This window comes from Sphingobium sp. (assembly GCF_036170395.1).
In the GTDB taxonomy this organism is placed as follows: domain Bacteria; phylum Pseudomonadota; class Alphaproteobacteria; order Sphingomonadales; family Sphingomonadaceae; genus Sphingobium.
In genome coordinates this window covers 33,999-54,098 of record NZ_JAVHPD010000081.1, presented here as the reverse complement: position 1 = coordinate 54,098, position 20,100 = coordinate 33,999, and the positions used below count along the sequence as shown (strand labels likewise).

Sequence of the window (20,100 nt, the reverse complement as noted above, 5' to 3'; positions counted from 1 at the left end):
CGTCAGACGTCGTCCGCGCCCAGCCAATGCTCCGTCTTTGGCGGCAGATAGTGCGCCATCCGATCGAGCAACACGCCCGGATCGTCGTCCACCAGCAGCATCGCGCGATGGCGCGGCTGGAGGAAGCCTTCCTCCACCACCTGATCGATGAACCGCGCCATCGGCGTGTAGAAGCCGTTGACGTTGAGCAGGCCGCAGGGCTTTTCATGATAGCCAAGCTGCGACCAGCACCAGGCCTCGAAAATCTCCTCCAGCGTGCCGATGCCGCCGGGCAGGCAAATGAACCCATCGGCGAATTTCGCCATCATCGCCTTGCGCTCGTGCATGGTCTTGACGACATGCAATTCGGTGATCCCCTGATGGTCATGCTCGCGCGCACGCAGCGCTTCGGGGATGACGCCGATCACTTCGCCGCCGGCGGCGCAGACGGCGTCTGCGATAATCCCCATCAGCCCAACGGTGCCGCCGCCATAGACAAGGCCGATCCCGCGTTCGGCAAGCAACGCGCCCACCCGCTCGGCCGCCTGAGCATAGACGGGCGAGCGGCCCGGCGACGAGCCAAGATAGACGCAGATACGCAATTCTCTCTCCCTCAGCTAAGGCGCTCGGGGACGGACAGCGCTTCCTCGATGATCGTGTCGCGCGTGCCGACCGCTTCCCAGGGGAAGACGAACCAGCGCTTGTCTTCCTCCCGGTCGATCATCTGCGCCCAGTAGTCGACGGTCGCACGCGACCGGCTGTTGTTGATGAGGACGGCGAAGCGCAGGTTCGCGCCTTCGCAATCATTGTCCGCCAGCAGCCGGCGGACATAGGCGATGGTGCCGCCGCTGTCGTTGATGTCGTCGATGAAGAGCAGCTTCACGCCCGCCGCGCTCTTGGCGGCGACCTTCGCCAGCAATTCGTCGGCGAAGCCCGGCACTTTGGAACTATGGTCGATCGACAGCATCGGCAGGTCGGCGTGGTGCGAGATATAGACCGCAGGGACAAGGCCGCCGCGCCCGATACCGATCACGAAGTCGGGCTTCCAGTCGCTCTCGCCTATCTGCCGCGCGACGCTTCGGACATCGGCCAGAAACGCCTCGTCGGTGATGTAATGAAGTTCAGGGGCGGCCTCTATGCTCATGACGCGAATCCGTTAACTCTGGAAATTCGCCGCTATCGGTTCGGCAGGCTTTGGGCAATTGGGACGTCGTAAAAGTTTAGGGGCCGGTCGGTCCCTCGATCGACAGCGGATAGCTGAGCTGGCTGAAGCCATTCTCGATCTCCTGCAACATCATCGCAGCGGCATAAGAGGGGGTTCGCGCCGACGCTGTGCACAGGCCCAGCGTCATCGGTCGCAAAATCGGATCGGAAATGCGGGTGAAGGACAAGAGGCCGCGCCGCACTTCGGTGATGACGTCCAGCGACGTCAAGATGCCGATGCCGACGCCTTGCAGCACCAGCGAGGTAATCATCTGGATATTGTCGGACGATACCGCCTTTTCCATCACCACGCCGGTCGTGCCTTCCAGCACGGAAATCTGCTCATAGACGGCGAGCGGCTTGGCGGGCACGATCAGCTTCGATCCGCTGCACGCCGAAAAACGCGCTTCGCGTTTCGCGCCGAAGGGATGGCCGCTGGGAGTCACGAAGCCGAGCACCACGTCGACGAAAGCCCGCACCGCCAGATCGCGATAGCTTTGCGGGTCGAAGAAGATGCCGAAATCCACCTCCCCTCGTGCCGTTGCTTGTCGCGCAAGGTCGTTTTCCAGCACCCGGGCGCCCACGCTGATGCCGGGATATTTACCCTGGACCGACTGGATAACCGCCGGGATATAGCCCTTTGCCAGAGCATCGATGACCGCGATCTCGACATGACCGCGCTTAAGGCCGCGCAAATCCTCGATCTGCGCGATGACGTCAGCCAGATTCTTCTGCCATTTGCCGCCCGCGGCCATCATGATCTCGCCCGCCGCAGTCAGGCGCAGGCCAGTCGGCAGCCGCTCGAACAGCGGCATCCCCAAGGTCGCTTCGACATTCAATATCTGTCGATCGATCGCCGAGGCCGAGACGTTCAGTTCGTCGGCGGCGCGCCGGATCGAGCCCAGCCGCCCCACCGCGAGAAAATAGCGAAGAAAGCGCGAAAGAGCCGGCACGCCCCACCTATTTTTTGCAACGCAGCGTGGAGTTCATGGCATTTGCTCGCATCCCGTCAACCCCCTAATTCTCTCGTGGCATGTTCTGCGCTGTGAAACAGCATTGTTGCCGTCGCCGGCGCAGAGCGGTCAACGCATTGTCCCGCAGCATCCAACCATGCGCGGCCGTTTGAAATTCGGGAGAGGAGATCAGGGACAAGCGCCGGGGCGCACCGCGAGAAGGCGGCGCCCGACGGGCCAAAGGGGGGTATTATAATAATGACCGAGACGCATTCGCCGGCTGTCGAACCGACTGTCGCATCGCCAAGGCCCGCACGGAGCGCGCCCTTCCATCTCATCGCCGCTGGTCTGCTTTGCTGCACCGCGCTGACGGCGCCGGCCTTCGCCCAGAGCCCCGCGCCCGCCGAGGAGCAGACCGACGAGATCGTCGTCACCGGCGCACTGGACGCGCTGCCGATCAAGAATGTCGGCTCCATCTTCGGCTTCGACAAGACGATCGTGGAAACGCCGCGCTCCGCCTCGACCATCTCGAAGGAGCAGATCGAGCGGTTCGGCATCACCGACATCTATGATCTGGTCGCGCAGGCGCCTGGCACCTTCACCAACAGCTTCTTCGGCGTCGGCGGCGCGCTCGACATTCGCGGCACGCCGGGCGAAGTCTATTTCCGGGGCATGCGCCGGCTCGACAATCCGGGCAACTATCCGACCCCGATCGCGGCGTCCGACCGCATCGACATCGTGCGCGGCCCTGCATCGCCCATCTACGGCCCGTCCAAGACAGGCGGCTACATGAACTTCGTGCCCAAGTCCGCGCGCGTCTCTGACGGCAAGCTGCGCGACAAGGCGTCGGGCGAACTCAGCTACACGCGCGGCAGCTGGGACATGAATATTCTCAAGGGCGAGATTTCCGGCCCTCTGAAGATCGGCGAACAGGAGTTCGGCTACAGCTTGTTCGGCCAATATGAGGATGACGGCAGCTATTACCGCAACATGGGGACCAAGCAATATATCGTGCAGGCCTCGTTCGACACCGACCTGTCCGACCATGTGCGGATCGAATGGGGCGGCCAGTATCAGAATTACAAGGGCCAGCAGAATGGCGGCTGGAACCGCCTGACCCAGGATCTGGTCGACAACGGCACCTATCTGACGGGACAGGCGCAGCCGGTGGACACCAATGGCGACGGTCAAATGTCGCAGGGCGAGATCAACGCCGTCATCCCCGGCGGCTTCTCGATCTTCGGCAACTTTGGCTGTCCGATCGTCGACCCGGACGACCCAAACAATTTCAGCCCATTTGCTACTGGATTCACCGACGCCTGTTTCACAGCGGCGTATCCTTCACTAGCATTGACCAACACCGGCACGGCCAAGCTCAGCCGCCGCAATACGCTGACGGGCAAGGACGACAAGCTCAACAACCGGGGCACCGCGCTCTATTTCGACGTGATCTACACCGCCGACAGCGGCTTCGAGCTCAAGAACCAGTGGTTCTACGACAGCTATGAGAATCTGAACGAGAACGCCTATGGCTTTTCGCAATTCCATGACAGCTGGGTGATCGAGGACAAGATCGTCGCGTCCAAGACCTTCGAGAATGAGGCGGGCAAATTCGCCTTCCAGCTATCGCCGTCGGTGCGCTACACCAAGTTCGCGCATGGCGACGACTTCAACTATGAATATTTCCACCGCGTCGATTTGACCGTCGGCTACAATGCTCTGTCTGACCGCCTGCTGTCGACCGAGTGCGACTGCAATTACACTAGCAACGTGGTCGGCCATTATTCGGACATTGCTTTTGCGGGTCTGGCCAATCTCGATTTCGCCTTCGGGCTCGACGTCACTTTGGGCGCGCGTTACGATCATTTTGATGTCAAGGCCACCAATCTCACGTCGAAGATGGAGCCGGCCGCTATCCCCGCGATCAACAATGGCAGCGGCAGCAAGGGCGCCTGGTCCTATTCGGGTAGCGCCTCCTATAAGTTGCCCTTCGGTCTCATCCCCTATGCGACGATCGCCAAACAGTCGGTCGTGATCGCGGGCCAGGGCGCGGAGATCTACCCCGACCTCGCCGCCACCAACACATTCATCTCCGCCTCTAAACTCTATGAGGCCGGCATCAAGGGGAGCTGGCTGGACAACACCCTCTATGCCGCGGTCTCGGTTTATAAGCAGAAGCGCAACGACTTCAACGTGCAGTCCATCACGGTCAATCAGGCGGTCGAAACGAAGGGTCTGGAAGCGGAATTCCGCTGGTCGGTGGATCGGCACCTGCTCATCACCGGCGCCTATACCCACACGAACGTCTATAACCTGACCGCGCTTGAAAACGGCACGCTGTTCAGCTTCTTCGGCATCGAGGATCTGACCAATGTCAACAATCCCTATCTCTATCTGGGTGGCCAGCCGATTGGCCTGGTGCCGATCAACAGCAGGAGCGATTCCAAGCGCGCGGGCATCCCTGAAAATATGTTCTCGGCGACGGCGACCTATGCGTTCGACTTTGGCCTTGCTTTGTCTGCCAGCGCCGTCCACGTCGACTCGGTCTATTCGGGCCAGAGCCAGGCGGTGAAGCTGCCGGCCTACACGACCGTCGATCTCGGCGCGTCGTTCGAGACCGGGCCGTTCCTCTTCCGCCTGGTCGTCAAGAATGCGACCAACGAGAAATATTTCCGCGCCAACTTCACCGAATTGTTCGGCAGCACCATCGTCCTGCCCGAACGTCCGCGCAGCTTCCAGGCGTCGGCGGTGTATAAGTTCTGATGAACAAGGGGGAGGAGACTGGCTAAGTCAGCACTTCTCCCCACAACCCTTTCGTCATCCCCGCGAAGGCGGGGATCCATCTCCAGCCTGCACCGTATGACGACAGGGCCGGAGATGGGTTCCCGCCTTCGCGGAAAGACGCCGTTGTGAAAGCTTCCCATGTTCCGACCGATGCGCGCCCTGCTGCTTGCCCTCGCCCTGTTGTCTGTTCCGGTCGGCGCACAAGCGCAACCCACCGATTGCGCCCCCGGCGCGCCCTGCTCGAAGCCGCTCCCCGTCCGAGTCGTCATCGTCACCATGTTCGAGATCGGCGCGGACACGGGCGACGCCCGCGGCGAGTTCCAGCTCTGGAAGGAACGGCGCAAGCTCGATACCCGTATCCCCTTCCCGCAGGGCTATCACGACCTCTACTATAATCCCGACAGTCAGATCCTGGCGATGGTGACGGGCGTGGGCACGGCGCGGTCTGGAACCGCAGTGATGGCGCTCGGCCTCGACCCGCGCTTCGATCTGTCCAAAACCTATTGGCTGGTCGCCGGGATCGCGGGCATCGATCCGCAGGACGCTTCGATCGGATCGGCCGCCTGGGCGCGCTACAGCGTCGATGGCGATCTGGCGCATGAGATCGACGCGCGCGAAATTCCCAAGGGCTGGACATCGGGCTTCTTCCCCCTCGACAAGCAGGGGCCGGACGACAAGAGCCCGCCGATCACCGAAGGCCGGGTCTTCGCGCTCAGCCCCACGCTGACCGACTGGGCCTACAAGCTCACCAAGGACGTGAAGCTGCCCGACGATCCGGGCATCGCCAAGGAGCGCGCCCGCTACGCCGGCTATCCCAATGCGCAAAAGCCCCCCTTCGTGCTGATGGGCGATCAGCTGTCCGCCATGACCTTCTGGCATGGCAAGCTGCTGAACGACTGGGCGAATGACTGGGTGCGCTATTCGACCAGCGGCAAGGGCGAATTCGTGACCTCCGCCATGGAAGAGACGGGCACGCTTCAGGCAATCACCTATCTCGACAAGATCGACAGGGTGGACAGGGACCGCGTCCTCGTGCTGCGGTCGGGCAGCAATTTCTCCATGCCGCCGCCGGGCGTCGCCGCCGCCGACTATCTGCTGCGCGAGAATGAAGGTTATGCGGGCATGAAGGCGTCGCTCGAAAGCCTCTATATCGTGGGGTCGAAGGTGGTCGATGAACTGATCGGCCATTGGGATCGCTACGAAAAGGCGCCGCCCGAGTGACCCTGACGGTCATCCGCAATGCCGACGTGATCGTCACCATGGATGACCGGCGGCGCGAGATTGCGGATGGGGCGCTGGCCTTCCGCGACGGGGTCATCGAAGCGGTCGGGACGACGGCGGAACTGGCCATGCTGGTGCGCGAGACCTACGACGTGATCGACGCGACCGGCTGCGTCGTCACCCCCGGCCTCGTCAACACCCATCACCATCTCTACCAGTCGCTGACGCGCGCGCTGCCCGGCGCGATCAATGCGTCGCTGTTCGATTGGCTCAAGCGCCTCTATCCGATCTGGGCACGATACACGCCCGACGATGTGTTCGCGGCCACCCAGCTTGGCCTGGCGGAACTGGCTCTATCGGGCTGCACGATGAGCAGCGATCATCTCTACCTGTTCCCCAATGGCGTGACACTGGACGACACGATCGCCGCCGCACAGGGCATCGGCATCCGCTTCCACCCGACGCGCGGCTCGATGAGCGTGGGAGAAAGCGCGGGCGGCCTGCCGCCCGACAGCCTGGTCGAGCGCGAGGACGCGATCCTCAACGACTGCATCCGCGTGATCGACCGCTTCCATGACGCCACGGACGGCGCGATGGTGCGGGTCGGCGTCGCCCCCTGCTCGCCCTTTTCGGTCAGCCGCGAACTGATGCGCGACGCCGCCCTGCTCGCGCGCGACAAGCGCGTGATGCTGCACACCCATCTGGCCGAAGATGCCGACGATGTCGCCTTCAGCCTGGAGCGTTTCGGCTGCCGGCCGGGCCAATATGCGGAGGAACTGGGCTGGACCGGCCCCGATGTCTGGCACGCCCATTGCGTCCAGCTCGACGCGCAGGAGATCGACCTGCTCGCGCGGACGAAGACGGGCGTCGCCCATTGCCCCTGCTCCAACTGCCGGCTCGGATCGGGCATCGCGCCGCTGCGCGCCATGGTGGCGCAGGGCGTGCCGGTCGGCATCGGCGTGGACGGCTCCGCGTCGAGCGACAGCGGTCACCTGCTCTTGGAAGCGCGGCAGGCGATGTTGCTCCAGCGCGCGGTCGGCGGCCCAACGGCCTTCGATCCGCGCGATGCGCTGTTCCTGGCGACGCGGGGCGGGGCGCAGATTTTGGGTCGGCCCGATTGCGGATCGCTGGAACCGAGCAAGCGTGCCGACATCGTGCTGTGGGACATGGCCGACATCCCATCCGCCGGCGCGTGGGACAAGGTGGCGGCGCTGCTGCTCGCCCCGCCCTCCGGCGCGCGCGACGTCTTTGTCGAAGGACGCGCGGTCGTGCGCGACGGCGATCTGGCACAGGCCAGCCGCCACGACATCCTGCGCGCCGCCGACCGTTCGCTCGCCCGCCTGATGGAAGCCGCCTGATGCACGCGCCGCCGTCGCCCGCCCCACCAATCCGCGCCGGGGTGATGACGCCCGAACAGGCGCGCGATCCCGATCATTTTCCCGGCCTCGCCGTCGCGCTGCCGCTTGGCATCCAGCATGTGCTGGCGATGTTCGTCAGCAACCTTACGCCCGCCATTATCGTCGCAGGCGCGGCGGGCTTCGGCTTCGGATCGCGCGATTCCAGCGCGCTTATCTACATGATCCAGATGGCGATGCTGTTCGCCGGGGTCGCCACCCTCATCCAGACGATCGGCGTCGGCCCGGCCGGCGCGCGGCTGCCGCTGGTGCAGGGGACCAGCTTCGCCTTCCTGCCGGTGATGATCCCGATCGTGGCGGGGCAGGGCGTCGCCGCCATGGCGCAGCTGACCACCGCCGCGATCTGCGGCGGGCTGTTCCATATGGGGGTCAGCGTCTTCATCGGCCGCATCCGCTTCGCCCTGCCGCCGATGGTCACGGGCCTTGTCGTCCTGATGATCGGCCTGTCGCTGATGCGGGTCGGGGTGCAATATGCCGCGGGCGGCGTTGCCGTGCAGGGCACGCCTGCTTATGGCGCGGGGATTAGCTGGATGCTCGCGGGCATCGTCGTATTCACCACGCTAGGCCTCAGCTTCTTCGGCCGGGGCATCTGGTCGACGGCATCGGTGCTGCTGGGACTGGCGGCCGGCTATGCGGCGGCGGCGCTGCTGGGGCGGGTGTCGCTCGCGCCGGTGGGGCCAGCGCCCTGGTTCATGTTGCCCTCGCCCTTCCATTTCGGCTTCGCCCTGTCCGCATCGGCGATACTGGGCTTCGTGCTGATGGGCTTCATCTCGGCGATCGAATCGATCGGCGCGGTGACGGCGATCTGCGAACATGGCGCGGGCCGGCCGGCGAGCGATCGGGAACTGATCGGGGCGACCTGCGCCGACGGCATGGGCACTGCGATCGCCGGTATGTTCGGGGCTATGCCCAACACGTCCTTCAGCCAGAATGTCGGCCTGATCGCCATCACCGGCATCATGAGCCGCCATATCGTGACGATCGGCGCGCTGTTCCTGATCGCCTGCGGCCTCGCGCCCAAGGTCGGCGCGCTGGTCACCACCATCCCGATCGAGGTGCTGGGCGGCGGGGTGATAGTGATGTTCGGCATGGTTGCCTCGGCCGCGCTGTCGATCCTGTCGGGCGTTGCCTGGACTCAGCGCAACATGCTCATCTTCGGCGTCGCGCTGTCGGTGGGCATCGGGCTGGAACTGGAGCCCGACGCGGTGTCCCACCTGCCCGATACGCTGCGGATCGTGCTGACGTCGGGCGTGCTGCCGGCGGCGCTGATCGCCGTGCTGCTCAACCTGCTGGTGCCGGATCGCGCTGAGCAGCCTCTCCCGGCCCCGGCTGAATAGGCCTTCCGATCAGAAGCGCAGACCTTTCGACACGAAATAAGTCACCACGCCCGCGATCAGCAGCCCGATCAGCGCCCTCCAGAGGGAGGCGCCCAGCGGCACGGCAGTCGCTCCGTCCGTCAACTTGGTGCCGCCGGTAATCATCGGTCCGACCAGGTTGCGGCGGCGCGCCATCCCATAGAAGAGGATCGCCGCGACATGCAGCACGATCAGCCCCAGCAGCAGGTTGAAGACCAGGCTGTGCATGTCGGACGCCCATCGCCCCGCGTCGAAGCTGACATAATCGGCGAGCGGCCCGGATTCGAGGCCGTCTACATCGACCGCGAACAGGCCGGCTGTCACCATCGCGATCAATATCGCCAACATGGCGACGACGCTCCAGCCGCCCAGCGGGTTATGGCCGACATCACCCGATCCAACCCCGCGCAGATAGGCGAAGGCCGCGCCGGGGCCGCGCACGAAATGCGCGAACCGCGCCGTCCGTCCGCCGACGATTCCCCAATAAAGACGGAAGACAAGCAGGAAGAGAATCGCATAGCCCGACCAGCGATGCCATTCCATCTCGTGATTTTCGCCGCTCCACCATGAAAAGGCGATCAGCCCGACGAGCAGCCAGTGGAAGAGGCGGGTTGGGAAGTCCCATATAGGCTGCACGGGCGGCTTCATCGCGCGCGCCTCAATTATCCGCGCGGAACTGCTTGTGGCAGCCTGCGCAGGTGCCGCCCACGACCTTGAACTGCGCGCCGATGGCGTCGACATTACCGCCATTGACGACCGTCACCAGCTTGCCCGATTCCGCGACCAGCTTTGCCATCTGCGCGTCGAAGGTCGCCTTCTGCGTCCAGATGGTGGGCAAGGCGTCGGTGCCCGCGCCGCTGCCGGCGGGAAAAAGCGCACCCTGCTGACGCGCGGTGGCGGCGACCGTCTGCGCCGCCGCCAGCATCGCCGGCTTGGCGGGCGAGCCGCCGGCGAGTTGTTCCTTCATCACCTTCATCGCCGCGCCCATCTTCTTGAAGCTCGCCTGCCGCGTCGCCTTGGGATCGGTGGGCGCGGCCGCAAGCGCGCCCGTCAGGGTCAGCACCGCCAGCGGAAGCGCGATGCGGCGGGTAGTCTTATAAATGTTCATGCCTGTCTGCCCAATCTGATTACGTGGCTATTTTTGCGCGGTGGCGACCGCCGTCGCGGGTGGCTGCGGAAATATCTTGAGGAATATCTGCTTCACTTCCGTGAGGCCGTTTTCGGCCATCTGCGCCGCCGTCGCGCCGCGCTTCGTCGCGATGTCGGCGCGCGCGCCGTGCGCCGCCAGCAGGCGCAGCATGGGTTCGAGCGTCGGCTGCGGTCCGCCATAGAGCAGGACATGCAACGGCGTCGCGCCAGCAGCGTTGGCGACATTGGCGTCGGGCGCGAGCGTCAGCGCGTAGGCGAGCGCCTCGACATTGCCGCCGCCGGCCGCCGCCAGCAGGATGTTGGTCCCATCCTCTGCGATGAAATCCGCCTTGGCCCCGGCCTTGACGAGCTGCCGCATGACATCGGCATGGCCACCCGCCGCCGCCATCAGCAGCGGCGGCGTCGGGGGAACCGGTGGCGGCGGGACGCCGAAATTCGCTTCGGTCACCCATTTGATGGTGGTGGGGCCGGTGAGGCCGTTGACGTCAGCGCCCTTCGCCAGCATCGCGGCGACCAGAGCGACGTCGCCCCCCGCCGCCGCGACATGCAGCGGCTGTCGTCCCTCCCGGTCCCGCTCGGCAAGGTCGCCGCCGCGCGCGAGGAACAGCAGGGCGGCGGCATAATGCTGCTGGTAGAGCGCGAGTTGCAGCGCGCTCGTCCGCTCCGGCCCGCGATAACCGGCCTTCGCGCCCGCCGCCAGTAACGCCTCGCACGCCGGAACAGACCCATTGCGGATCGCGAAGAAGAGGGGCGTGAAACCGCCCTTCGACACGCGGTTCACATCCGCGCCCGCGCCGATCAGGGGCGTGATCGCCTCGACCCGGCCGGAGGAGGCCGCCCACATCAGGGGCGTCTGCCCCATGGCATCGGGCTTGTCCGCCGCCGCGCCGGCCGCCAGCATCCGCACCACCGCCTCGGCCGGGCCGAAGCGCGCGCAGATGGCGAGCGGGGTGACGCCGTCCGGCCGCGCCGTGCGGACATCGGCACGGGCATCGAGCAGCTGGGTCACGATTCCGGCGTCGCCCAGCTCGCAGGCGAGCGCGAGCGGCGTCGCGCCATCGGCGCCTGCTATGTCGGGCTTCGCACCCCTGGCGAGCAGCGCTCGCACCAGATCGGGGTTCTGCCGGCTGACCGCCCAGGCGAGCGGCGTTTCGCCGAAGCCGAGACGTTCATTGGGATCGGCCCCGGCCTCCAATGCGACCTGAACACCGGCAACATCGTTCGCCTTGATGGCATCGACAAGCGGCCCCTGAGCCTGAGCGACGCTTCCCCAAAACACCAACGTCATCCCCGCGAAGGCGGGGATCCATCTCCGAGCCTTGCGTCCGGGCGACAGGACGGAAGATAGGTTCCCGCTTTTGCGGGAATGACGAAGGAGGCTTGCACACTCAGCCATCCGTCAACGCCCCGAACGGCTTGTCGCTATCCCCAATCGCCTTCGCCGGCACGTCCAGCAGGTGGAGCCCCGCCAGCAGCAGATTGGACATAGTCGTCCCTCTTTCCGCCGCAATGTGCCGCCCGCCCTTGATGAGGCCGCCGGCCATAATCACCGGCAGGTCCATATGGTCATGGTCGTTGGGATCGCCGAAGGCCGATCCGCGCAGCACCAAGGTCCGGTCGAGCAGCGTGCCCTCGCCATCCTTCACCGCCTGCATCCGGTCGAGATAATAAGCGAAATAGCCCATATGGTGACGGTTGATCTTCGCCAGCTTCTCCATCTTGTCCGGATTGTTGCCGTGATGGCTCAGCATATGGTGGCTATCTGGCACGCCGATCTCGGGATAGGTGCGGTTGGACAGCTCGCGCCCGATCATGAAGCTGCCGATGCGGGTGATGTCCGCCTGCATCGCCAGCACCTGAAGATCGATCATCAACCGCACATGCGCGTCGAAACTGTCGGGGATGCCGGCCGGTTGAACCATGTCGCCCGCGCCCGCGGTGACGGGCGAAGCCATGGCCCGCTGGATGCGCTTCTCGATGTCGCGGGTCGCAGTCAGATATTCGTCCAGCTTGGCGCGGTCGGCCATGCCCAGGTCGCGCGACAGCCGCGCCGTATCCTCCATCACGAAATCGAGAATGCTGGTCTGCCGGCGCAATTGCGCGATCCGGCCCTTTTCGTCCAGCGCCTCGCCATCGCCGAACAGCCGCTCGAACACGTCGCGCGGATTGGCGGTGACGGGCAGCGGCACGGTCGGGCTGCGCCAGCTGATGCCGTTGGTATAGGCGCAGCTATAACCGATGTCGCAGCTGCCGAGCAGGCTGGCCTGGTCGATGCCCAGTTCCAGCGAACTGATCTGCGTCGCGTCGCCCAGATGATCGGCGAAGACCTGATCCATCGACACGCCACAGCGTATGTCGGTGCCTTCGGTCTGCTTGACATGCACGCCGGTCGCGAAAGCGGGGCAGGACCGGCCATGGCCGGCGGGCCGATCGCCCATCGCGGCGGCCTGCGGATGGCCAAGCCCGGTGACGACCGCGATCCGCTCCCGGTGGGCGGCCAGCGGCTCCAGCGTCGAGGGCAGCGTGAAGCCCGCGCCCGTCTCCTTCGGCACAAAATCCTTCATCATCATGCCGTTGGGCGAATAGAAGATCTGGAGCCGCTTGGGCCGGGCAGCGACGTCCGCCGCCTTGGCGCTCGGCATCATTGCCTCCAGGAACGGCAGCGCCATCGTCGCGCCCAGCCCGTACAGCATCGTGCGGCGATCGAGGGGATTGCGGATCAGCCTCATGATGGCGGGGTCTTTCGCAGGAGGAAGGCGTCGCTCTTCACGATGCCGCGCACAATCGTCTGGATGCGATAGCCGTCCGCCGCCGCCGCGCGGGAAATGCCGCGCACCATCGGCATGTCGCGGCCAGTGAGGCCCCGCGCCAGCGCATAGGTCAGCAACCGTTCGGTGAAGGCGGCGGTGAACTGGTCCTTGCGCGCCAGCAGCACCTCTCTGAGGCCGCCGATGCCGGCGAATTTGGTGCCGTCGGGCAGCACGGCGGAAGCGTCGATCGCCTGTCCCGCGTCCATCGTGCGATAGCCGCCGATCGCGTCGAAATTCTCGAGCGCAAAGCCGAGCGGGTCCATCTTCACATGGCATCCGGTGCAGGCCGGGTCGGCGCGGTGCATCTCCAATTGCTCGCGCGCGGTCAGCAGCCGGCCGTCGCGCGTCTCCTTGAGCGCCGGCACGTCGGGCGGCGGCGGCGGCGGGGCGGCCGCCAGCATATTGTCGAGAATCCACTTGCCGCGCTTCACCACCGACGTGTGATTGCCGTAGGAGGTGACAGTCAGGATGCTCGCCTGCCCCAGCAACCCGCCCCGGTTGGAGCCGGCGGGCAGGCTCACCAGCCGCATCGCCGGCCCGCTGACGCCGCCGATGCCGTAGTGATCGGCCAGCCGCTGGTTCATGAAGCTGTAATTGGCGGAAATGAAGTCCAGCAGGCTGCGGTTGGTGCGCAGCACATAGCTGAAGAACATCGCGGTTTCCTGCCCCATGGCGCTGCGCAGCCGGGCGTCGAACTGAGGGAAGACGCTGATGTCCGGCCGCTGCTGGTTGAGGTTGCGCAGATAGAGCCATTGCCCGGCGAAGTTGGTGGTCAGCGCCTGCGCCTTGGCATCGGCGAGCATCCGCGTCACCTGCGCGTCGAGCACCGCCTTGTCATGCAACTGCCCCTTGTCGGCCAAGTCCAGCAGCGTGTCGTCGGGGATGCTGCTCCACAGGAAAAAGGAGAGGCGCGACGCCAGTTCATGATCGTTAACCGCGTGGACGCTGCCGGGCGCGCTGCCCTTGGGGTCGCCCTCGACGAGAAAGAGGAAGTGCGGCGACACCAGGATCGCCTCAAGTCCCGCCTCGACGCCATGCTCGAAATCGCTCCGCGCCCGCTCGGCCGCGTAGAGACGCATCAGCGGCGCGAGGTCCGCGTCGACCACCGGCCGGCGATAGGCGCGCCGGGCGAGCGAGCCGAAGATGCGGCGCGCGCACGCCGTCTGCGCCGCCTCGCCCTTCGGATTGCAGAGGAAGATGCGGTCCCGGCTGGGCGTGCGCGCTATCCCCTTCGGCGCGAACGGCCCGGCAACATCGATCTGGAGCACATCGCGCGGATAATTCTGCTGAGCGTAGCGGGGCGACAGCCGATAGGAGGGCACCGTCACTGTCTTCACCACCCTGCCGTCGATGGAGACATCCATCGGCAACATCTGCGGCGCGGCGGTCGGCATCGGCACCTTGTCGAGATCGTTGCGCAACGTCTGCACGCTCTCTTCCGGCGCAAGCTGGCGACGGAAGGAGAGGCCCACGACATGCGCGCCTGCCTTCATCGGCACGCGCACGCTCACTTTGTCCTCGGGCAGCCGGTCCGTCTCGTTATTGGTGTTGGCGTTCAGCCAGCCGCTGATCTCATAGGTGCCGTCGTGCCGGGCAAAATAGGTGAAAGCGCCGCCGCCGCGCGAGCCGAGCGGCAGATCGTCGCTCGCCTGCTCATTATAGGCGGGACGGCCGCCATTCATGATCGAACCGTCCTTGGGCAGCTCATAGCTGGTGACGAACGGCCGCGCGGAGGCAAGCCCCGTCGCCATCCGCCCGACCTTGCCCGCGACGGCGATATAGCGGTCCATCAGCGTCGGCGAAACGCTCAGCACATCGGCGATATTGTCGAAGCCATAGCCCGAATTATCCTGCGGCAGCTCGCGCGACATATCGATCTTGAGCGCCAGCAAATCCCGCACGGCGTTGGCATATTCGACGCGGTTGAGCCGGCGAATGGTCGCGCGGCCGGGATCGGGATGGGCGGCGGCATAATCGTCCAGCGACTTTTCCAGCCACCAGACAAAGGCGGCGCGCTGCGCCGGATCGGGCTGCGGTTTATTGAGCGGCGGCATTTCGCCCAGGCTCACCCGGCGCAGCACCTTCTCCCATTCCTCGGCATGCTTGCCCCATGCAAGGTCGGCGGTGCGCAGATCGTCCAGCGAAAGCCCGGCGACCCGGTCGTCGTCATTATGGCACCGCCCGCAATAGTCGCCGATAATGTCCGGGGGGCCATTCGGGCTGGCCGACGCCGGGACGGATGGCGCAGTCGGGGCATCTTGCGAATGGGTGACGACAGACGCGCCGAGCGCCAATGCGGCGAACGCGAGCGCATATCTCGGCCACGATCCGCCGGTCATCGCCGCATGTTCCGCCCTCTAGGCACCCGTCGAACTTCCTTTCGCTAAGCAGGACGGGCAGCGCCACGATATCCGCAATCTGCTCGTCCGGGTTGGCCTATGAAGGATGCGGCGCAGCGTCCATTGCCGTTATCGCGACGATGCGATGTAAAAATTAGGCAACAATGGCCTGATCCGATCGAATAATGGCAATCGGACGTGCGCAATATCGTGATTGCTGCGCCGCAACGACGCGGCCACAGCGGCTTTGCGGCGCGGGTTCGTTGCGGGGGATGACATGACAGGCTTGACGAGATGGATCGCAGCGCTGCTGCTCGGCGCAACGCCCGCGCTGGCGGACACGGCGCCTTCGACCGACGAAGCGCGCACCGCCGCCTATATGGACAGCATTGCGGCGAGCCCGCCGCGCCTGCGCCTGTTCCTGCAAGCAATGCCCAAGGGCGGCGACCTTCACAATCACGCCGGCGGCGCGAACTTCGCCGAGGATTATCTGCGCTGGGCGGCGGCCGACGGGCTTTGCCTGATGACGGACAGCTACAGGCTGGTCGATCCGCCATGCGACGCCCCGGGGCGCATTCCCGCCGCTGGGCTGGAGCGCGACTATCCGCGCTACTCGGCCGCGATCGATGCTTTCTCGACGCGCGGGTTCGAGGCCGGGACGGGCGATCCGGCGGTGGCGGGCTATGATCGTTTCTTCTCGACCTTCGAGCGGTTCAGCCCCGCCTATTCGCGCCATGTCGGCGAAGCGCTCGCGCTCGCGCGTGCCCAGGCGGCGGCCGATCATGTGTCCTATCTCGAACTGTCGAGCGGATCGCGGGTCGCCGCCACGGTCGCCGCAAAGGTCGGCGGCTCGGACGCCGCCGACCTCGACGCGCTCTACGCCCGGATCGGCCCGCTCCTGCCCGACGCCGTGCGGCAGGTGACCGCCGATTATGACGGCTATGACGCGGAGATGGCGAAGGCCGGCGGCTGCGGTGGGCCGAACCCCACCCCCGCCTGCGATGTGACGATGCGCTATCTGTTCACCGCCCTGCGCACCGTCCCGCCACGCCAAGTGTTCGCGCAACTCGCGCTCGCCTTCGCCACGGCCGACCGCGACCCGCGCTTCGTCGGCGTCAACATCGCCGCGCCCGAGCATGATCCGGTCGCGATCCGCGATTATCGGCTGCACATGGCGATGATCGCCTTCTTGAAGGCGCGTTATCCCAGGGTGAAGCTGTCGCTGCACGCCGGCGAACTGTCGCTGGGGCTTGTCCCTTCGCGCGATCTCGCCTTCCACATATATGACGCGGTGACGGTGGCCGGGGCCAGCCGCATCGGCCATGGCATCGACATCAGCTATGAAACCGATGCCGCCGCGCTGCTCCAGCGCATGGCGCGGGACCGGATCGCGGTGGAGATCAACCTCACCAGCAATGCCGTGATCCTGGGCGTCAAGGGCGCGGCGCACCCGCTGGCGCTCTATCGCGAGGCGGGCGTGCCGGTCGTGCTCTCCACCGATGACGAGGGTGTGTCGCGCAGCGACATGACCAACGAATATCTGCGCGCCGTCACCGAGCAGGGGCTGCGCTATCGCGACCTCAAGCAGATCGTGCGCGACGGCCTGCACTATGCCTTTCTTGAAGGGCCGAGCCTGTGGCGGGATCGTGCGGGCGGCGCGATGGTTGCGGCCTGCGCGTCACTTGAAGCACCGGCCTGCAAAGCCTTCGTCGCCGCCAGTCCCAAGGCCGAGCGGCAATGGCGACTGGAGCGCGACCTGACGCTCTTCGAGGCCAGGCCGCGCTGATCCCGCGGTGCGGGTGATCGCTGCCGCCGCACGGACGATGATGCGCAAGGCAAGGGGAAGAATTTATCTCTCCCCCGTCTCCGGCAACAGCTTCTCCACCACTATTGGCGCATCCGGCGCTGGCGCGACCGCGCCCTTGACCAGCGCGTCCAGGCTGGAGCCGTCGAGGCCCAGTTCCTTCATCAGGCCGTCGATCACCGGCGCCTGGGCGCGGTAGCGCAGGGCGGCGGAGACAGCGGCGTTGGCGAGATTCTGGTCGCTGCCTGCGACGTTCGACCCACTGCCGTCGCCGCCGGTCAGGCCATCGACCTGCACGATGCGGATCGAATCGATCGCTTCCATCGGCTTGGCGGCTTCGCGGACGAGGTCGGGCAGCACCTTGAGCAGAGCCAGCTTGGTCTGGAGCGAGACCTGGTCCGATGAAAGGAGGTTCGCGGCTTCGTTGACGGCGCGCTGGCCGGCGGCTTCCACCTCGAAGCGGACGCGGTCGGCCTCGGCGCGCAGCTTGGCGGCTTCGGCCTCACCCTCGGCGGCGAGGCGCATGGCTTCGGCGCGGTCGGCGGCGGCCTGCTTCTCGGCCTCCGCCTCGACCCGGACCTGGATCGCTGCGCGTTCCGCCTCGCGCGCGGCGTCGATCAGTTCGATCCGCTTGGCGCGTTCGGCCACCTCGGTCGCGCGGCTGGTCTGCACCTGCTCCTCGGCTGCAACGGCCTTGGCGCGCGCCTCGTCCGCCTGCGCTTTGGCCTGGCTTTCCTCGCGGCTCTTGTTCTGGACCGCGATCTGCTGTTCCTGCCGGGCGAGTTCGAGCGCCTGCTCTTGCTCGATGCGGGCCTGCTGCACCGCGCGGTCGGCCTCGATCTGCTGGCTGTCGACCAGCTTCTTCGCCTCGATCTTGGCCTGTTCGGCCTCCTGTTGGCGCAGCGACTGTTCGCGCGCAACCTCGGCCATCTGCGCGGCGCGGCGCATCTCCACCTCGCGCTGCTGCTCCAGCCGGGCGAATTCGGCGTCGCGCGCGATCAGCATCGACTGGCGATCGGCCTCCAGATTCTTGGTCTCGATCTGGACGCGGGTTTCCTGCTCGATGTCGTTGCGGCTCTTCTTGCGCAGTTCGATCTGCTCTGTGAGCTTGGTCAGACCCTCGGCGTCGAAAGCGTTGTTGGCGTTGAAATGTTCGATCGAGGTCTGGTCGAGGCCGGTCAGCGAGACGCTCTCCAGCTCCAGCCCGTTCATCGCGAGATCGACCGAGGAGACCTGCTGCACCTTCTGCACGAAATCGCTGCGCTGTTCGTGGAGCTGGTTCATCGTCATGCCCGCCGCGACCGAGCGGAGCGCGTCGACGAACTTGCCTTCGACCAGCTCTTTCAGCGCTTCGGGGTTCATCGTGCGCATACCCAGCGTCTGCGCGGCGGTGGCGATCGACTGAGCGTCGGGCTTCACCCGGACATAGAATTCCGCCTTCACGTCGATCCGCAGCCGGTCGAGAGTAATGAGCGCGTCGCTATTCTTGCGCTCGACCGCGAGGCGCACCGTGTTCATGTTGACCGGCATCGTTTCGTGGAAGATCGGCAGCACCAGCGCGCCCCCATTCATCACCACCTTCTCGCCGCCAAAGCCCGTGCGGACGAAGCCGATCTCTTTCGACGCGCGCTTGTAGAGCCGAGCGATGACGATACCGAGCACGATCAGGACCAGCAGGCCGCTGCCGGCGATCATCGCGTATGGAAGGAAGGAGACGCTCTCCTGCACGGCGGGAAGGTTCATGGCACTCTCCTAAAGGTGCGGCAGATAATGGTCGCCATAGGATATGGCGCGAAAATGATGATGTTCGTGACGGACGAGCAATATCGTCTCGCCCTCCTCCAGCACGGCGCCGTCATTGTCTGGCTCGACCATGACATAATGGACCTGACCATGATGATCCTCCACCCGCGCACGGGCCGGCGATCCTGCGGAGGCGCGTCCGGTGACGATGCGGGCCTGGCTGCCGACGAGATGGGTAAGCGGGATGGCGGTGGTATGATCCTGCGGCAGGAGCGGGCCGACGATGCGCGCGGCGAGGCCGGTCAGGGGGAGGGCGGCGATGGCGGCGGCCGGGACGGCAATCCAGGGCGAGAGCATCGCGCCGAGCAGGTCGTGGGCGAGTTGCTGGCCCAGGAGGCCGATGATGGCGAAGAGGGTCAGGAACAGCGCCAGCAGCGCGAGCAAAGGCATCCGCCCGAAGCCAAGCCAGCCGAGCAGGTCGCCATCCATATCGAGATCGGTATCGCCGGCAAAGCCCAGCGCCTGCACCCCGCCGATCAGCAGCATCAGCAGCAGCGCCGAAACGAAGACGATGTTTTCCGGCGCGAAAATTAAGGCCGACACCCCATAACCCCCTGATTCGGAGGTAATGCTAGACGAGCTTCCTGTCCCCGGACAGCAAAACCGGATGCGGCGTTCAGCGGCTCGCCAGATCGCGGCTCATATAGATGTTGGCAAGGCTGCCGTCGGCCAACATCGCGCAGGTGAAGCGGCGGGTTTCGCCGGTGGCGCGGTAAGAGGGGCGGGTTTCGACCTGGCCGTCGATATTATAGCCGCTGGCCGTCGCCACCGGCGCGTCCATCTGGCGGACCTCGGCATAGCCGCCCGCGCGCTGCGCTTCGTCGCGGGCGGCGAGCGCGCAGGTGTCGGCCATGGCATCGTCGCGGGCGGCGATGTCGGAAAAATCGGCGTCGTCGCGGGGCAGGGCGTCATCGCGCACATCGGCGCCATAATCGGTGCCGGCGCGTGGGGGCGGGGCGTCGGCGTCGCGATCGTCGCGGGAGCCTTGCGCCTTGCGGTCCTTGGACATGGAGGAGGCGACGATCGCGACCGCGCCGATCAGCGCCGCGACGCCGATCGCGTCCCCCACGCCGAAGCCGTTGCCGCGATGATGGCGGTGCCAGCCGCGATCATAGCCACGATCCCAGCGGGGCCGTGCTTCGGCCGGACTGATGCTGCCGATCAGCAATCCGGCGCTCACCAGCGCGCCCGTCATCCAGCCTTTTTTGATCCCGATCATGCCGCTGCGCCTCCCCGCGATGAGGGGAGACATAAGCGAGGCAGGCTGTCGAGGGGATGAACAAGT

General features: G+C 65.7%; 16 protein-coding genes. 5 read left to right on the top strand and 11 right to left on the bottom strand.

Annotated features, from left to right (window positions below; all coding sequences use genetic code 11):
- Window positions 1-2 precede the first annotated feature (2 nt).
- From V2B31_RS19590 to V2B31_RS19580, 3 genes are all read right to left on the bottom strand, one after another.
- Window positions 3-581 carry a TIGR00730 family Rossman fold protein gene (locus tag V2B31_RS19590; RefSeq protein ID WP_328281831.1) on the bottom strand — a complete coding sequence of 193 codons (579 nt, stop codon included), beginning with the start codon at window positions 579-581 and terminating at the stop codon, window positions 3-5.
- An 11-nt stretch (window positions 582-592) separates the two neighbouring features.
- Window positions 593-1,123, bottom strand: a complete 531-nt coding sequence (locus V2B31_RS19585) for a phosphoribosyltransferase (RefSeq protein ID WP_328281829.1) — start codon at window positions 1,121-1,123, stop codon at window positions 593-595.
- Between the two features lie 76 nt (window positions 1,124-1,199).
- Window positions 1,200-2,135 (bottom strand): LysR family transcriptional regulator, encoded by a 936-nt coding sequence (locus V2B31_RS19580; protein WP_328281826.1) that lies wholly within the window; start codon window positions 2,133-2,135, stop codon window positions 1,200-1,202.
- Window positions 2,136-2,393: 258 nt separating this feature from the next.
- On the opposite strand from V2B31_RS19580, the gene V2B31_RS19575 reads away from it, so the two are divergent.
- From V2B31_RS19575 to V2B31_RS19560, 4 genes are all read left to right on the top strand, one after another.
- Window positions 2,394-4,898 carry a TonB-dependent siderophore receptor gene (locus V2B31_RS19575; RefSeq protein ID WP_328281824.1) on the top strand — a complete coding sequence of 835 codons (2,505 nt, stop codon included), beginning with the start codon at window positions 2,394-2,396 and terminating at the stop codon, window positions 4,896-4,898.
- A gap of 159 nt (window positions 4,899-5,057) precedes the next feature.
- Complete coding sequence (locus V2B31_RS19570; protein WP_328281822.1) at window positions 5,058-6,140, top strand: purine nucleoside permease; 1,083 nt, start codon at window positions 5,058-5,060, stop codon at window positions 6,138-6,140.
- Window positions 6,137-7,498 (top strand): 8-oxoguanine deaminase, encoded by a 1,362-nt coding sequence (locus tag V2B31_RS19565; RefSeq protein ID WP_328281820.1) that lies wholly within the window; start codon window positions 6,137-6,139, stop codon window positions 7,496-7,498. Before V2B31_RS19570 ends, V2B31_RS19565 begins: the two co-directional genes overlap by 4 nt.
- The gene (locus V2B31_RS19560) at window positions 7,498-8,892 is read left to right on the top strand and encodes a uracil-xanthine permease family protein (protein ID WP_328281818.1); all 1,395 of its coding nucleotides are present in this window, start codon (window positions 7,498-7,500) and stop codon (window positions 8,890-8,892) included. The genes V2B31_RS19565 and V2B31_RS19560 overlap by 1 nt, the downstream gene beginning before the upstream one ends.
- Before the next feature lie 9 nt (window positions 8,893-8,901).
- On the opposite strand, the gene V2B31_RS19555 is transcribed toward V2B31_RS19560, so the two are convergent.
- The 5 genes from V2B31_RS19555 to V2B31_RS19535 form a co-directional block, all read right to left on the bottom strand.
- Complete coding sequence (locus V2B31_RS19555) at window positions 8,902-9,558, bottom strand: cytochrome b/b6 domain-containing protein (RefSeq protein ID WP_328281816.1); 657 nt, start codon at window positions 9,556-9,558, stop codon at window positions 8,902-8,904.
- Between the two features lie 10 nt (window positions 9,559-9,568).
- Complete coding sequence (locus tag V2B31_RS19550) at window positions 9,569-10,018, bottom strand: c-type cytochrome (protein WP_328281814.1); 450 nt, start codon at window positions 10,016-10,018, stop codon at window positions 9,569-9,571.
- A 27-nt stretch (window positions 10,019-10,045) separates the two neighbouring features.
- Window positions 10,046-11,347, bottom strand: coding sequence for an ankyrin repeat domain-containing protein (locus V2B31_RS19545; protein WP_328281812.1), 1,302 nt, complete (start codon window positions 11,345-11,347; stop codon window positions 10,046-10,048).
- Window positions 11,348-11,447: 100 nt separating this feature from the next.
- Window positions 11,448-12,788: a DUF1552 domain-containing protein gene (locus tag V2B31_RS19540; protein WP_328281810.1), complete on the bottom strand. Its 1,341-nt coding sequence runs from the start codon at window positions 12,786-12,788 to the stop codon at window positions 11,448-11,450.
- The gene (locus tag V2B31_RS19535) at window positions 12,785-15,208 is read right to left on the bottom strand and encodes a DUF1592 domain-containing protein (RefSeq protein ID WP_328281808.1); all 2,424 of its coding nucleotides are present in this window, start codon (window positions 15,206-15,208) and stop codon (window positions 12,785-12,787) included. Before V2B31_RS19535 ends, V2B31_RS19540 begins: the two co-directional genes overlap by 4 nt.
- 277 nt (window positions 15,209-15,485) lie before the next feature.
- On the opposite strand from V2B31_RS19535, the gene V2B31_RS19530 reads away from it, so the two are divergent.
- Window positions 15,486-16,994 carry an adenosine deaminase gene (locus V2B31_RS19530; protein WP_328281806.1) on the top strand — a complete coding sequence of 503 codons (1,509 nt, stop codon included), beginning with the start codon at window positions 15,486-15,488 and terminating at the stop codon, window positions 16,992-16,994.
- 63 nt (window positions 16,995-17,057) lie between these two features.
- Here the strand turns inward: V2B31_RS19530 and V2B31_RS19525 are convergent, their stop codons facing one another.
- The 3 genes from V2B31_RS19525 to V2B31_RS19515 form a co-directional block, all read right to left on the bottom strand.
- Entirely contained in the window at window positions 17,058-18,755 is a 1,698-nt protein-coding gene (locus tag V2B31_RS19525; RefSeq protein ID WP_328281804.1) for a flotillin family protein, read from the bottom strand.
- 9 nt (window positions 18,756-18,764) lie between these two features.
- Window positions 18,765-19,358, bottom strand: a complete 594-nt coding sequence (locus V2B31_RS19520) for an OB-fold-containig protein (RefSeq protein WP_328281802.1) — start codon at window positions 19,356-19,358, stop codon at window positions 18,765-18,767.
- Between the two features lie 73 nt (window positions 19,359-19,431).
- Window positions 19,432-20,034 (bottom strand): hypothetical protein, encoded by a 603-nt coding sequence (locus V2B31_RS19515; RefSeq protein WP_328281799.1) that lies wholly within the window; start codon window positions 20,032-20,034, stop codon window positions 19,432-19,434.
- Window positions 20,035-20,100 lie beyond the last annotated feature (66 nt).